Source organism: Glutamicibacter sp. X7, from assembly GCF_054889245.1.
In genome coordinates this window covers 913,886-927,704 of sequence record NZ_CM142678.1, presented here as the reverse complement: position 1 = coordinate 927,704, position 13,819 = coordinate 913,886, and the positions used below count along the sequence as shown (strand labels likewise).

The 13,819-nt window shown below is 65.0% G+C and carries 13 protein-coding genes; 6 read left to right on the top strand and 7 right to left on the bottom strand.

What is annotated here, in order from left to right:
- Positions 1-73 precede the first annotated feature (73 nt).
- From ACYU0X_RS04560 to ACYU0X_RS04535, 6 genes are all read left to right on the top strand, one after another.
- A complete protein-coding gene (locus tag ACYU0X_RS04560; RefSeq protein ID WP_461902235.1) occupies positions 74-1,684 on the top strand; it encodes an acyl-CoA carboxylase subunit beta in 1,611 nt (536 codons plus the stop codon).
- A gap of 28 nt (positions 1,685-1,712) precedes the next feature.
- Positions 1,713-1,934 carry an acyl-CoA carboxylase subunit epsilon gene (locus ACYU0X_RS04555; protein ID WP_309408386.1) on the top strand — a complete coding sequence of 74 codons (222 nt, stop codon included), beginning with the start codon at positions 1,713-1,715 and terminating at the stop codon, positions 1,932-1,934.
- 28 nt (positions 1,935-1,962) lie between these two features.
- A complete protein-coding gene (locus tag ACYU0X_RS04550) occupies positions 1,963-2,484 on the top strand; it encodes a GNAT family N-acetyltransferase (RefSeq protein ID WP_461902234.1) in 522 nt (173 codons plus the stop codon).
- Between the two features lie 125 nt (positions 2,485-2,609).
- The gene (locus ACYU0X_RS04545) at positions 2,610-3,116 is read left to right on the top strand and encodes a hypothetical protein (protein WP_461902233.1); all 507 of its coding nucleotides are present in this window, start codon (positions 2,610-2,612) and stop codon (positions 3,114-3,116) included.
- Positions 3,117-3,186: 70 nt separating this feature from the next.
- Complete coding sequence (locus ACYU0X_RS04540; protein WP_461902232.1) at positions 3,187-3,717, top strand: hypothetical protein; 531 nt, start codon at positions 3,187-3,189, stop codon at positions 3,715-3,717.
- Entirely contained in the window at positions 3,714-4,292 is a 579-nt protein-coding gene (locus ACYU0X_RS04535) for a hypothetical protein (protein WP_461902231.1), read from the top strand. Before ACYU0X_RS04540 ends, ACYU0X_RS04535 begins: the two co-directional genes overlap by 4 nt.
- A gap of 160 nt (positions 4,293-4,452) precedes the next feature.
- Here the strand turns inward: ACYU0X_RS04535 and ACYU0X_RS04530 are convergent, their stop codons facing one another.
- From ACYU0X_RS04530 to ACYU0X_RS04500, 7 genes are read right to left on the bottom strand one after another with little or no spacing between them, the layout of a single operon-like run.
- Positions 4,453-5,181 (bottom strand): hypothetical protein, encoded by a 729-nt coding sequence (locus ACYU0X_RS04530; protein WP_418908618.1) that lies wholly within the window; start codon positions 5,179-5,181, stop codon positions 4,453-4,455.
- Complete coding sequence (locus ACYU0X_RS04525) at positions 5,174-6,748, bottom strand: serine/threonine-protein kinase (protein WP_461902230.1); 1,575 nt, start codon at positions 6,746-6,748, stop codon at positions 5,174-5,176. The genes ACYU0X_RS04530 and ACYU0X_RS04525 overlap by 8 nt, the downstream gene beginning before the upstream one ends.
- On the bottom strand, positions 6,745-8,220 hold the full coding sequence (locus ACYU0X_RS04520) for an FHA domain-containing protein (protein WP_461902229.1): 1,476 nt from the start codon (positions 8,218-8,220) through the stop codon (positions 6,745-6,747). Before ACYU0X_RS04520 ends, ACYU0X_RS04525 begins: the two co-directional genes overlap by 4 nt.
- Entirely contained in the window at positions 8,217-9,023 is an 807-nt protein-coding gene (locus ACYU0X_RS04515) for a PP2C family protein-serine/threonine phosphatase (RefSeq protein WP_461902228.1), read from the bottom strand. The genes ACYU0X_RS04520 and ACYU0X_RS04515 overlap by 4 nt, the downstream gene beginning before the upstream one ends.
- Positions 9,020-10,144 (bottom strand): RDD family protein, encoded by a 1,125-nt coding sequence (locus ACYU0X_RS04510; protein WP_461902227.1) that lies wholly within the window; start codon positions 10,142-10,144, stop codon positions 9,020-9,022. Before ACYU0X_RS04510 ends, ACYU0X_RS04515 begins: the two co-directional genes overlap by 4 nt.
- A 3-nt stretch (positions 10,145-10,147) precedes the next feature.
- The gene (locus tag ACYU0X_RS04505; RefSeq protein ID WP_461902226.1) at positions 10,148-12,511 is read right to left on the bottom strand and encodes a transglutaminase family protein; all 2,364 of its coding nucleotides are present in this window, start codon (positions 12,509-12,511) and stop codon (positions 10,148-10,150) included.
- Positions 12,508-13,812 (bottom strand): DUF58 domain-containing protein, encoded by a 1,305-nt coding sequence (locus ACYU0X_RS04500; RefSeq protein WP_461902225.1) that lies wholly within the window; start codon positions 13,810-13,812, stop codon positions 12,508-12,510. The genes ACYU0X_RS04505 and ACYU0X_RS04500 overlap by 4 nt, the downstream gene beginning before the upstream one ends.
- Positions 13,813-13,819 lie beyond the last annotated feature (7 nt).

The window sequence follows — 13,819 nt, the reverse complement described above, 5'->3', positions numbered from 1 at the left end:
AGACTGGCGAGGATGGCATTTTGGATTGTGCCATTCCTACACATAACGATCGACCCGAAAGGGAGCCAACGGCATGACGCAGGGCCACACCGAGCTGGAGACGAGCATCGATCTATCCACCACCGCTGGCAAACTCGCCGAGTTCCGGCGCCGGCAGGCATTGTCTCAGGCCCCATCCGGTGAGGCGGCAATCGAGAAGCAGCACGCACGCGGCAAGAACACCGCCCGCGAACGCATCGACATGCTGCTCGATGAGGGCTCATTCGTCGAGTTCGACGCCCTGGCCGTGCACCGCTCCACCGCCTTCGGCATGGAAAAGAAGAAGCCCATGGGCGATGGCGTCGTCTCGGGCTACGGCACCGTCGACGGCCGACTCGTCGCCGTCTACTCGCAGGACTTCACCGTCTACGGCGGCTCGCTCTCCCAGGTCAACGGCGAGAAAATCGTCAAGGTTCAAGAATTCGCGCTACGCAACGGCTGCCCGGTCGTGGGCATCAACGACGGCGGTGGCGCCCGCATCCAGGAGGGCGTGGCCTCGCTGGCCATGTTCGCCGATATCTTCCGCAATAACGTCCACGCCTCCGGCGTGGTCCCGCAGATCTCGCTGATCATGGGTCCCTGCGCCGGTGGCGCGGCCTACTCCCCGGCACTGACCGACTACGTGATCATGGTCGATAAGACCAGCCACATGTTCATCACCGGCCCCGACGTCATCAAGACCGTCACCGGCGAAGACGTGGACATGGAAACCCTCGGCGGCGCCCGGCAGCACAACTCCACCACCGGCACCGCCACCTACCTGGCCTCCGATGAGTCCGATGCCATTGAGTTCTGCAAGGAACTGCTCGACTTCCTGCCCTCCTCGAACCTGGCAGATGCGACGGTCGCCGATTTCGAGGAGGAACTCGAACTCACCGAGGAAGATCTGGCCCTCGACACGCTGATTCCCGACTCCGCGAATCAGCCTTATGACATGCGTGCGGTCATCGAATCGATACTCGATGACGGGCACTTCTTCGAAATGCAGGCCCTCTACGCGCCGAACGTCATCGTCGGCTATGGCCGCGTCGAGGGGCATACCGTGGGTGTGGTGGCCAACCAGCCCATGCAGTTCGCCGGCACACTGGACATTGCCGCCTCGGAAAAGGCCGCCCGCTTTGTGCGCAACTGCGATGCCTTCAATATCCCAATCGTGACCCTTGTCGACGTGCCGGGCTTCCTGCCCGGCAAGGACCAGGAGTTCCAGGGCATTATCCGCCGCGGCGCAAAGTTGCTCTACGCCTACGCCGAGGCCACCGTGCCGAAGCTGACCGTGATCACCCGCAAGGCCTACGGCGGCGCCTACATCGTGATGGGCTCGAAGAAGCTCGGTGCGGATCTGAACCTGGCATGGCCCACCGCGCAGATTGGCGTCATGGGCGCCGCCGGAGCGGTAAACATCCTCTACCGCCGCGATCTGGCCGCCGTCGAGGCCGAGGGCGGAGACGTCGAGGCCCGTCGCAAGCAGATCATTGACGACTACGAGGCGGAGCTGCTCAACCCATACCAGGCCGCCGAGCTGGGCTACATCGACGCGGTGATCGCCCCTAGCGACACCCGCCTGCAGCTGGTGCGCGGCTTGCGTGCGCTACGCGAAAAGCACGCCACGCTGCCGCCGAAGAAGCACGGAAACATCCCGCTCTAAGCCGCCGACGCCCAGAGGAACCACCACGATGAGTACTCACACCACCGCCGAGGCACAGCCACTGCTGTCCGTCACCAAGGGCAACCCCACGCCCGAGGAACTCGCCGCGCTCACCGCGATCGTCGCGTCGCTGGCGAACCGGCCGGCCCCGGAGGCCCAGCCAGCTCCGGCCAAGCGTCGTGTGGCGCGCATCCGCAAGCGTCGGGCGCTCACCACCCCACGCCTGTCATGGAACCTGGGGCGGCGCTAACCGCGCCAAGCAAGGATAGGCGAGCGCCATGTTGCTGCACACCGAACGGCTGCGGCTTCGGGAACTGAGTACCGAAGATTTCGCAGCCGTTCATGCTTTCGCTTCCGACCCCGAAGTCTGCCGCTATTCAACATGGGGACCGAATGGCGAGCAGCAGACCCGCGACTTTATTCACTCCGCCATCGCCGAAGCGGCCAGGCATCCACGAACCCGCTTCACTCTGGCCATCGAGTGCAACGCGCAAGTGATCGGCGCGGCCAGCTTCACCCGCCTCGATGCGGAACACGGCGAAATCGGTTACACACTGGAGCGGAACTTCTGGTCGCGGGGCTATGCCACAGAAGCGGCCCAAGCCCTGCTTGACTGGGCACTCAACACCGGTGGTTGCCTCAGCGTCATCGCTACCTGCCGACCCGAGAACATCGGCTCTTGGCGCGTCTTAGAGAAGATCGGGATGCGTCGTGAGAGCCTGCTGGCCCAGCATATGTGGATCCGGGATCACTTCGAAGACTCCTACCTCTACCGCTCCGGTTCCGCGCCGGTTAGCTGAACCCACCGGCCCTACATTTACTGCTAAGTAACGATTCGGCCACACTCGATTCGCGAATCACTAAAATCGTTTGATATGCACTACTGTCATATTTCATAGCGTCTGCTAAAAAATACGCTTGAAATGTGCCTTTAGAGGGGTGGGAATTGCGCACCAAACACTTTATCGTTGCTGCTCTGGTCTTCGGTTCGCTGACCCTGACCGCGTGCACTTCCACCCCCTCACCTTCCGAACCCACGCCCCGATCCCCGGCCCCGGTAACACCGAGTCAGCCCGAGTTGGTGGATCCGCTCGGCGAAATCTCGGATGTCTCCTCTGCCTTATACCGCGAGGAATCCGCCAACCCCGTGCTCCACGTACAAGGTCACGGCCCCGCGACGTACACCTTCGAGCTGGAACACGACCCAGCCGCTGTCGAATATTTCCTAGCCTGCACCCCGCCGAGTCAGTACAAGGTCACGGCCTCCGGATTCTTTGCCAGCGGCTGCATCAATGAATTCAGTGCGACGGGGAAGATTCCGGTCAGCACCGATGAACAAGAAGCTGGGCAGGTCACGGTCACCGTCGATATCGCGGAGGAAACGACCTACTGGCTCGTGGGCATTCCCGTCTTCGAGATTTCCGGTGGCTAAGCTCGCCGACTTTGTCGGCTTAGACCTACGCCATCTCCTACCCGCTAGTCGCCCCGATAGAAGGACCCTTGTGAACAGAAGACCCGTCGCCGCTGCGAGCCTGCTTTCCCTCGCCGCTGTTTGTCTGATTCCTGCCAGCGCGCTGGCCTCTGGTATGGCCGATGAAACGCACGCGGCGAGTTGCAGTTCCCCCGTCGCGGAATATCACCCGCGCACCGAAACCGTTGACCGGCAAGGCTCCAGCAACGCGCTCTTTCTCGATAATCGACGCGGGACCACAAAAACGTCGGCAAGGCTGGAGGTGGTCCCCGACCCTGCAATGGAGGAACTACTTTACTTCGAGCCCACCGATGATCTCTACACCTTGGTGGAGCAAATGCGCCCCTTCCTCTTCGGGAGCACCGGGGAAGCCTATTGGGAACGCTATCCCACCAGTGTCGATCTCATCGCTCCGGCGAACACCATCGTCTCTGCTCAGCTGATCTCTAGCATGCATAGCTTTGAGGGCGATGCCCACGAATCAGCGGCAGCGTGCGTCGGCACGTGGGACGGTGGCACCAATCAGGACGTGGTGGAAACCATGGGATGGAGTACCTGGTGAACGCATTTCGCTCTCCACGCGCTGGCCTCTTGCTAGCGCTTGGCACAATACTTGTCGCCGCATCATGCTCGAACCCGGCAACCGAAGCGCCGCAGGCACAGGCCACCGAACGGCCCCTTCCGTCGGTGGAATCCAATGAACCGGTCGCGGTACCGTCCGAGTCCGACCCTTCGCATTCTGGTCCGCTGACCCACTACGTGCCAGAGGGCGAGCAGATCCTAGGTTACGTCGATGATAGGACCGAGGATGCCCTGGTGGCAGAGTTCGAGGTCGTTAAGCCGGTCCTCGCGGTCTACATCCGCTGCGAAGGCTCTAGTCAGATCACCCTCAAGGTCAAAAACCACGGCAATTTTCCGCTGAATTGCGGTGGCGCTGCCGTCCCCTCGCTCAATGAATTCGCCCTCAAGAATCTGGAGCGCACTGCAGTGTCCGTTGAGATTCAGGGCCCGGTGCGCTGGTCCGCCACCGTCACCGCGCTCACGACCGAGCAGCGCAAGTACACCGAACCTCCCGAAGAAATGCCCATCGATGAATCCGATGATGACACTGTGGCCATCGATGACTATGAGGACTAAGCCGAGGATGGCACTGAGAGCCGGCTTGGCGTGTTGCGGTGCTCGAGCTGTCGCTGTCTTGGCTCGTGGCCCTCAGCCTGATCGTGATCGCTTTTAAACGATGCCTCGAGCCGCCTTCCACCCTCCAACGGAGACCCTATGGAGCGTGGAAGGCCACGTGCTAGTCGTCGGCGCCGAGCTCCAGTTCCAGTAATTTCAAATCCGCGCGAGTCACCAGGTGCGAACTGACCGCGTGTTCCACGAGGCGAGCCTTGCGATTGGTCGCCAGTTTCCCGGGCCCGCCACGCAACCCAACGATCCCGGCCTTATCCAATTTGTCGCAAACATTGTCGAGTTTGCGGTTGAATTTCGTGATGCTCCAGCCCAAGCGTTCGGCGGCCGCAGCGCTGGAGGGAATCGCGCTGAGACCGGTTCCATCGCGGCGTAGCATGGGTTCGGCGAGCGCCACCACCAGGGCCCGCTGCGCCGAGGTCAGGGTCACCGGACCTATGGTGGTGGCCCCGTCGGGATCCCCGGCCAGGGGTTCCTGCCGGAAGGTCGGTTGGGCCACGTGGATAGCGAACTCGTAGGTGGTGGGCCCGGCGGTGAAAACCACCGAGGTCCGGTTGAACACCAGCGGCAGACGTGCCCCGGGTGAGAGCCAGGCCTGCAGTCCCCCGGTTTTATCGGCGATCGTTGCGGTTAACCGGGCACCAATATTCGATAGCCACCACATGCCCTCATACTGTCCCACGGTCAGAAACTGGCGGTGCAGATACGGGTTGTCGTCCACCGCCAGGTCTCCCTCGCGGCCGATGGTAAATAGTTGCCCTTCGGCGACCGGGAACCACTGGCCGCAGTATTCGACATACACATCTTCGGCAGGTTGCGTTTCTTGGCAACTATCCATGGTTCTCCTCCGCACAGGCGCGTTTAGGCTCGGACACGCTACCACCATTCTTGCGCACCAATCTGACCTCGATGCAGGTTTGTCCCTTGGCTCGCGGCAAGGTGGCGCTGGGGGCATCGGTTTTCTGCGCATCGCCGGTCTCGGTGGCCGTCACCGGCGCCCACATATAGAAGTCCCCGTCCATCGGGTCGGGGTTCTTCCAGGTAAAGGTGACGTTCTTGCCCACACTGGAGTGTTTAAGATCGGTGACCTGCGGGGCGTTGGCCCCGATAATCGGATCCTTCGGATCGAGTGAGGCGTTGATCGGCGGGGTGCTGCTGCGGGGATCTTCGTCGGTATCTCCGAGCAGGTTGGCAGCGATCGCGACCGAGACGATCAGGGCCAGTGCCAGCGCGACACCGAGCAGTGCCTTGGGCATCTTGCGCCGCACCTCTAGCGATTCCGCTACGGCCGCATCCGGTGCCTGAACCGGTACCTGCTGATCGCCGCGCAGCGGCGCGTCAAAACGCTGCGAGACATCCGGCTCCTCCACCGGTGCCGGGGTTCCTGCCAGATCAGTGGCCCGCGGGGCGGGGGCGCGTCGTCCGGGCACCGAGGAGATCAGCGGTCCGGAGCCGCGGGGGCGCTGTGCATCCTCGATGGAGGTGACACTGCGTACCCGGGTGGACTCCCCTTCCTCATCGGCGGGGTTGTGCGCGCCGTGCTCTTCGAGCACCTCGAAGGGGGTGACGGACAGGCCCAGCTCGGCTTGAATTCGTTGCAGCGAACGCGCCAGTTCGGCGGCCGACCCGAAGCGTGCCGCCGGGGATTTGGCCATGGCCACCGCTAGGGCCTGATTCAAGGATTGCGGCACGTCGGGGCGTTGCAGCGGCTGCAGTTCGGTGTTGGTGATGCGTTCGATCAGTGTGGTCTGCGAATTATCGCGTCCCGGGCGCACGAACGGTGAGTGCCCGGCCAGCACGGTATAGATCGTGGCGCCGAGCGAGTACACGTCCATCCGGACGCCGGGTGGCGTGCCGCCTTCGAAGGCCTCGGGCGCCGACCAAGGGATCGACAGGCCCGCTACCTCGGAACCGATGGTGCCGGAGATCCCGAAGTCGGTCAGTGCCGGCCGGTTGTAGTCGGTAGTCAACACGTTCGCCGGTTTAATGTCGCGGTGAATAATGCCGGCTAGGTGTGCGGTTTGTACCGCCGAGCAGATCTGGATCCCCAGCGACAGGGCTTCGTCCACGCTGAGCACCGAACGCCGGTAGCGCGCGTCGAGACCGGGCCGCGAGCAGTACTCCATGGCGAGGTAGGAGCGCGAATCCGCGGTGATCTCCGCCTGGTAGATGGTGACGATGTAGGGGTGGGTGGAGAGCTGCGCCATCAGGTTCGCCTCGGCCTCGAAGCGCGCACGTGCCTCCGCTTCGCTCACATCGGCCAGCAAAACCTTGATGGCCACCTTGCGCTGGGGTCGGTGCTGCTCATAGAGGTAGACGTCGGAGAAGCCCCCGGTGCCCAGGGGCTTGATATAGCTGAAGCCCGGAATCTGCGGGGCCGGCGCCGGAGGGCGCCGCGAACTCACGGAAGCTCCTCGAATCGCAGGCTCACGCCATCGCCCAGATCGGCCACGTCTCCGCTGAGCAACAGCACCGACTCCGCCTTGCCAAGCCGGCGAGGTGCCTGTCCTTCGCGTAAGAGCACGGTGCCGTTGGTGGCCCCGAGATCGACGAGTTCTACATGCCATCCTTCGATGCGCACCTGCAGATGCGAACGGGAAATGTCGCCGCTGGGGCTGTGCACCTTCATCAGCTTCGGCTCCGGGGTTCCGGTGAATCCTTGGGCGCTGGGCTGGCGGCCGACAATCACCGAGCGGGTCAACTCATGGGAGGACTCGCTCTGCCCCGATTCGTCGGAGACGAGCATGCGGCCCATGGCCGGTTTACGCACCTGCCGGGCCTCGCCGCGCAGGGCAGCGCCGCAGCTGCGGCAGCTCGAAGCGGTGGGCGGGTTCGGGTGGCCGTCGGCGCAGACCCGGGCCAGCACGAATTCGTTGGGTTCCGCGCTCACCGGCGCCCCGGCCAAGGAGATGGACTCGCCCAGCGAACCGGAATGATCGCGTGGGGCGCTACGGATGATGGTGTCTCCGTCCCGGTCCGGATCCGGGAGTTCATCGGGCGCGGCAACGCCGGCCGGGCGCGGTTTGAGGATGGTGTCCGAATCATCGGCGTCGACCGGCTCGTATTCGGTGGCCGCATCGCCGCGACGTCCGAGCAACTCACTGGCCAAGGACAGTTCGTCGGTGCCGGTGGAATGTTCGTACACCTCGGGGTCCTGGGTATCTTCCGGTGCCTCGTCCGCTTCGGGCTTGCCCGCCGAGTCCTCCACCCCGGCGGTTGCCGCCGGTGCCTCCTTGGCCGCGGCCGGCTCGACGACGGCTTGGGCCCGCGTGGGTGCCTCGGTGCGATCCGGGGTGCTGCTGGCCTGCTCGGTAGCTGGCTTCGCTGGCGCACTGGCCAACTGCGTCACCTCCGAATCCGCCTCGGGACCGGCGACGTCATCGGTGGCCGGTGCCGCGACGCTCTGCGCGGTGCCCTCCGATTCATTCTTAGTCTCGGATGGGGATCCGAAGTTCAGCGCGGCGGCGCGCACCACGCCCTCGTTGATGGGAAGCTGCTGCCCCTCGGGGGTCTCGGCGTGCAGGCTGGCCGTCCAGGAGTCCAACGCGGCGAAGCGCCGTTCCTGCCAGGTGGCGATGTCGGCTCCGCTGGCGGTTTCGCTGCCGGCGCCGGTGTGACCGGTGAACGTCGCGGTACCGCGCACCACGACGTGGGCGGCTGGCTGCCGCGAAATTATCGCGAGGTCGGGTAGCTCGTTGATTTTCATCTCGACGCTGCCCAGCAGGGCAGACAGCAACGATTCGACGCTGGCTTCGGGGCCCAGGCTCGACCACAGCCGATCGAGCAGTTCCGGCTCGGTGCCCACGGGCAGCATGAGGATGTGACCGGTACCCACCAGGGCATACCCGTCGCCGGGGAGGTAACGCAGGCTGTTCATGATTTCTCCTCTGTGTCGGTCGTGATGATCTGGCGCGGTACGGTGATGTCGATGTCGTCGGGGTGCCCGGCTGCCACATCGGCAACGATCACGCTGATATTATCGCGTCCCCCACTACGCAGGGCCGCCTGGATCAGTTCGTCGGCGGCCTGTTGCGGGTCCGGGAAGCGGGCGAGCACCTGTTGCATCTGCTCATCGCTCAGTTCCCCGCTCAGCCCGTCGGAACATACCAGGAGCCGGTCCCCGGCCTTGACCGGGAGCATCCAAAAGTCCGCGCGGTTATCGGCGCGCATCCCCAACGCCCGGGTGATGACATGGCGGCGCGGGTAGTCGGCGGCCTCACCGGCACTGAGCCGACCACTGTCCAGTAGCTCCTGCACCTCTGAATGATCGACCGTCACCTGTTCGAGCAGGCCATCGGCCATCCGGTAGGTACGCGAATCCCCCACGTTGAAGATCAGCCACTGCGGCTGCCCCTCCTGATAGATCACTGCCGCTCCGGACACGGTGGTGCCGGCGCGGGCCGACCCGGCCGCAAGGATGGCCCGGTCGGCGCGCTGCAGCAGGTCATCGATCAACTGGGCATCGATGAGTCCGTGGGCCTGCCGCACCCCTTCGGCGAAGGTTTGCACGCACACCGAACTGGCCACGTCCCCGGCGGCATGTCCGCCCATGCCGTCGGCGACCAGCAGCAGCGTGTCGGTGGCGAGCATGCTGTCCTCGTTCAAGGCGCGGCGCAAGCCACGGTCGGTGCTTTGCCCGTGGTGCAGCGCCACCCAGTGCTCTTCGGGAACCGCACTCACGCGCGTTCGACCTTAAAGTTACGCTCTCCGAAGTACACGGTCTGTCCGGGGCTGACCTGTTGGGGCTGCCCCGGCACCAGATCACGCGTGCCGCCCTGGCCATCGACAATGTAGGAGCCATTGGCCGACTGGCGGTCGGTAACCCACAGACCACTGGCACCGGACTGCACCAGCAGGTGGGTTTTCGACACGGTGCGCTCCGGGTCATCGAGGCTAATCAGCTCGTCCACCTGTTCGCCTGCGGCCGGGGCCGGGTTGCGGCCGATCAGCGCACTGTGCTCGATGGTGAGCGCTTGGCCGTCATCGAAGTGCAGCACCAGCACCGGATCCCGCTCGACGCGTAGCCGGGTGGAGCCAAGTTCATCGTCCGGATCGGCATGCTCTGGCACCGGGGCGGAAGCCGGGGCAGCTGCGTTAACCTCGGAGATGACCTCGGCCTTGGCAGGGCTGGGCTCCTCGTTGGCCTGCCGGATGGCGCCGGGCACCGAATCGATTACGGCCGGTCCCGCAGACTCTGGCACGTCCTCAGGGCCTTCCGGCGCGTCCACCGCGCGCTCATCCTCATCGTGTGACTCCGGCTGTGCCGGCGAAGGGTGCTCCTGCGGGGCAAAGGACTGCGGTCCGGCAATTCCGCCGGAGGTCAGCGGGTCGCGGCCGGCGGCGACGTCCAGCACCAGGGTGCCGGCGGCCTTATCGTGCCAGCCCTGGCGTTTGCCGTTGGCGTCGAAGAGGTTGGAGATCACCGTCAGCACCGGGCCGACCACCGGGATAATTCCGGCAACGGCGATCAACAAACGGCGACCGATCACCTTACCCCAACCGGGCAGGTTGCCTTCGAGATTCGTGGTGCGCAGCTTGAGCAGGAACTGGCCCGGGGTCTTGCCGCTCGTGGCCTCCCACCACCAGATCCCCACCGTATAAGCCAGCGACAGCACGCCAAAGAGCAGATAGGTCCCGGCAATCTGTCCGAGGATTTGCGGGTCAACGGCGGCCTGCAACAACTTGGAACTGATGATCGGCATGAAGATCGCCGCGAGAATAATCAGCGGCACGCTGTCGAGCAACCAGGAGAGCAATCGCTGGGTTGCGCTGGCATCCACCAGGTTCATTGTTTGTGCCATGGCTTACTCCTGTGGTTGTTCGAAACGGTTACGGCGCGGGCGACGGGGTAGCCGCCCGGAGGTGGACAGTGCACCGGCCACCTCGTGGACGAGCGAGCGCGGGGAATATTTGGCGCGCAGCCGGCCGAAGAAGCCACGTGAGGCCTGCATCTCCTTGGCCTGGCGATGCACTTCTTCCCAGTAGCTACGCACCTCTTCCTCGGTGGGCTGCACCGGTGAGAAGCTGGCCGCATCGGCTCGGCGGGCCAGGTTCAGCACCGGTTCGCTCATGGCGGGGAAGCCCCCGGCCACCAGGCGCGCATTCTCCGAGCGGGTGGCTCCCACACGGCTGATGACTTGATGGTCGGTGGCGGTACTGAGGATTTCCTGCCAGCCGCCGGCCATGCGCTGTTCGGGACCGCCGGTGCGTTCGCGGCGGCGGCGACGGCGTACCTTCAGCAACAAGATCAGCAGGAAGGGCGAGGCCAAGACGAGCAGTGAGCCGGCCGAAATACCGATAATGCTCACCAGCACTCCCCAGCGTTCCCACCAGGTCTGCGGTTCCTCTTCGACCTCTTGGGGTTCCGGCGCGGTCTCTGGCGGCAGGTCGGCTTCTTCCTGCCCCGGAGGTGGCGGCTGCAGCACCTGCGGCTGCGGCACGGCTTTGGGTTCCTGCTCCGGCGGTGTGGGCTGTTCATCATCGTCCGGGGTCGGGTCAAAGGCCACCCAGCCCACCGATTCGAAGGCGATCTCTACCCACGCGTGCACATCCGAACCGGTCAGCTCCACCGCACGTTGCGGGGCGTACTCTTCGGGGTAGAAACCCATCACCACGCGGGCCGGGATCCCCTGTTCTCGAGCCAAGAGGGCCATGGCCGCGGCATACTGCTCATCATCGCCGATCATCTGCTCGGCATCGAGCAGGCTCGTTATGCGCCCGGCACCATGCCCGGAGAGCGAGGGAACCTGCCCCTCGGCTCCGTTGGAGAAGAAGCCCGTATTCGCGAAGGTGCTCTCGAGGCTGCGTGCCCGGTTCAGGTCCCCTTGGGCCGAACCGATGAAGTCCACGGCCTTGGCCCCCGCCAGCGGCGGCACATTCGCCAGTTCCGGTAGGCGCAATTCGGCGAAGTTCAACTCCGCCAGCTGTTCGTCGCTGGGTCGCGGCGGGAAGTACACCTGGGCGGTATAGGCATCGCCGGAGCGCAGGCCGATGGAACTCAGCGCGGTTTCGGCCTCGTCGCTGTAGAACAGCGAGCGAGCCAGCTCGTCGCGGCGTTCCCCGGTCAGCTCGAGCCCGGCGAGCTTACCGCCGGCCGGCAGCCATACGCCCTGATAGTCACGAATTTCAATCTGCAGCTCGCCCTGGTTGCGGCTGCTGCCGCCCTCGGCCGAGCGAATATCGCTCGAATCACCGACCGGGGCGAAATTGCCGCCGGACTTCGGGTCCACGGAAAAGACCATGCCGTTGTAGGAGTCCAGGGCCGCCAGCCGAATGCGTTCGCCTTCCGGAAGCCCCTTGACGGTGAGCAGCGTGTCATCGGCCATGTTTTTCACGTATTTACGGAAACGTGTCAGCGGGCTTGGGTAGTCGTAGAGGTCTACCGGCGGCTCAAGCGCATCACGCAGCACCTGACGCGGGGTTTGCGGACTGAGCAGTGGGGCCGCCGCGGCGGTGAGCACCCCGGCCCCGGCCAACACTAGTGCGCCGATGGCTACCCGGCGCAGCCGGAGCTGGTGCCCGCCGGCAAGGTCCTCCGGCGCATGATTGAGCGAGCGGAAACCATCGCTGACGATCTGCGCCACATAGCGCCGCCAGGACAGCCAGCCCACGAGTACCGCGATCAAGGCGACGCCGCGCACCACCGGCATCGGCACATCGCGGGTGCCAAAGACGATACCCACCACGAACATCGCCAGCACCGGTAGCAGCGTGAGGTAGGGCGAACGCAGATGCCAGGCGGCCAGCCCGGTGAGTAAAGCGGTGAGCAGGGTGGAGAAAAAGGCCACGATGAGCACGCCCCCGAAGGAACCCACCGGTGGGGCTACGGTGAGCATGTCTTTCCAGGAGAACACCAGCCCGGCCAGCAGGGTGCGTAGCGATTCGAGGGTCGGCAGCACCGAGTAGGCGGCCTCGCGCGGGGTCGCCAAGGGGGTACCGAGCAGCAGGTAGAGCACGGCGAAGCCGGCGGCGGTACGCCAGGTGCCCAGCCGGAACCACACATTGGCCCAGGCAAGCCCGAGCCCGGCAACAATGCCGCCGATGGCGGCCAACAGGAAGGCCAGGCTGCCGCCGTAGGCGTCGAAGAGCCCCAGGGCGCCGAGTAGTAGCGCCGCACCGAGGCAGGCTGCGTCGACGCAATAGCGCCAGAGCGGAAGCGGCTGGCTCATGCGACGGCCCTTCGCAACATCAACCCCAGCTCGTCGAGGTTTCCGAGGGTCAGGACGGTCAGCTCACCGATGCTGGCCCGCGCCGGTGCCAGTCCCAGCCCACACCGGATCGCAATGGCACGTACTCCCACCGGCACATGCATCCACGCTTCACGCAGTTCGCGCGCCGTGGTTTGTGCGCCGGTGAGCATGAACATCACCGAGGCGCCGGGAACCGCGTCGGCGGTGTGGCGCACCACATCCACCACGTTTTCGCGCAGGCCCGTGCGCACCTCCAGACGGGTTAGCCCGTCCATCAGGTGACGCCCGGTGTCGGCGCGGACCGGCCCGAACTGGCTGTAGACGTCCAGTTTGCGTTGTTCCACCGCAGCCTGCAGCCCGATCGAGGCGGCCACCGAAATGGCCAGCTCCACATCTTCGGCTGCTTCCGCATGGGGTCCGTAGTCCCCTAAATTCAGCGAGAGTGCGACGGCCAAATGCGAGCGGCGGGTTTCCTCGAACTGCCGCACCATGAGTTCGCCGGTACGGGCGGTGGACTTCCAGTGAATATGCCGCCGGTCATCGCCGGGCTGGTAACCGCGCAGGGCGTGAAAGGACACGTCCGAGTTCGACAAGTCTCGGGTGGGCATACCCTCCAGGTCGCGGATGAAGCCGGCCGAGGAACCATCGAGTCCGGTGGTTTTCGGGTGGATGAACAGCTCGTAGGTGTCCGTCCAGCGCACCTGGCGGCGTAGCAGGCCGAAGGGGTCCTGGCGTACCGAGCGCACCGGACCAACCTCGAGCACCTGGCGGCGACGGGTGGGAATGGTAAACAGATCTTCGTGGCTGGCCCCGGGATCTAGCCGTGGGATACGGAATTCCGCGGCCCCGGCGCCGACCGGCAGCTCCATCATGACTCCGGCCGAACTGCGTGCGGCCCGGTTGCGCACCTGCATCGCGCCCACTGCGCGGTCTCCCACGGCCACCCGGGTGCGGTTTAGATCCAGGCTCACGTCAAAGTCGCTGCGACCCAGGATGAACCCGACCCCGACCACCAGCAGTACGCTGGCCATGAAGGCCCCGAGCAGTGCTTCCTGCCAGCCGAAGCCGGCGCCAAGCACCCAGAGCAGTATTGCGGTACCGGCCACCACGAAGCCCAGCGGGGAGACCACGCGGGCCACCGGGGACAGGTAGCGTTGGCTTACGGCCCGCACCCCATCGCCTAGTGGGCGCAGGTATTGGCCGAGCACCGCCGAGCTTTCGCTCAGCAGGCTCGGTACTTTTCCGGCGGCGCGGCGTAGCGCGGCCCGTCTGCTCACCATGATCTGC

Coding starts and splice junctions, on each gene's coding strand:
- ACYU0X_RS04520 (WP_461902229.1), bottom strand. CDS start 8,220: ATGAACAGCCTGCGTTACCTCCCCGGCGACGGGTATGCCCTGGTGGGT.
- ACYU0X_RS04550 (WP_461902234.1), top strand. CDS start 1,963: ATGTTGCTGCACACCGAACGGCTGCGGCTTCGGGAACTGAGTACCGAA.
- ACYU0X_RS04530 (WP_418908618.1), bottom strand. CDS start 5,181: ATGGATAGTTGCCAAGAAACGCAACCTGCCGAAGATGTGTATGTCGAA.
- ACYU0X_RS04555 (WP_309408386.1), top strand. CDS start 1,713: ATGAGTACTCACACCACCGCCGAGGCACAGCCACTGCTGTCCGTCACC.
- ACYU0X_RS04560 (WP_461902235.1), top strand. CDS start 74: ATGACGCAGGGCCACACCGAGCTGGAGACGAGCATCGATCTATCCACC.
- ACYU0X_RS04500 (WP_461902225.1), bottom strand. CDS start 13,812: ATGGTGAGCAGACGGGCCGCGCTACGCCGCGCCGCCGGAAAAGTACCG.
- ACYU0X_RS04510 (WP_461902227.1), bottom strand. CDS start 10,144: ATGGCACAAACAATGAACCTGGTGGATGCCAGCGCAACCCAGCGATTG.
- ACYU0X_RS04505 (WP_461902226.1), bottom strand. CDS start 12,511: ATGAGCCAGCCGCTTCCGCTCTGGCGCTATTGCGTCGACGCAGCCTGC.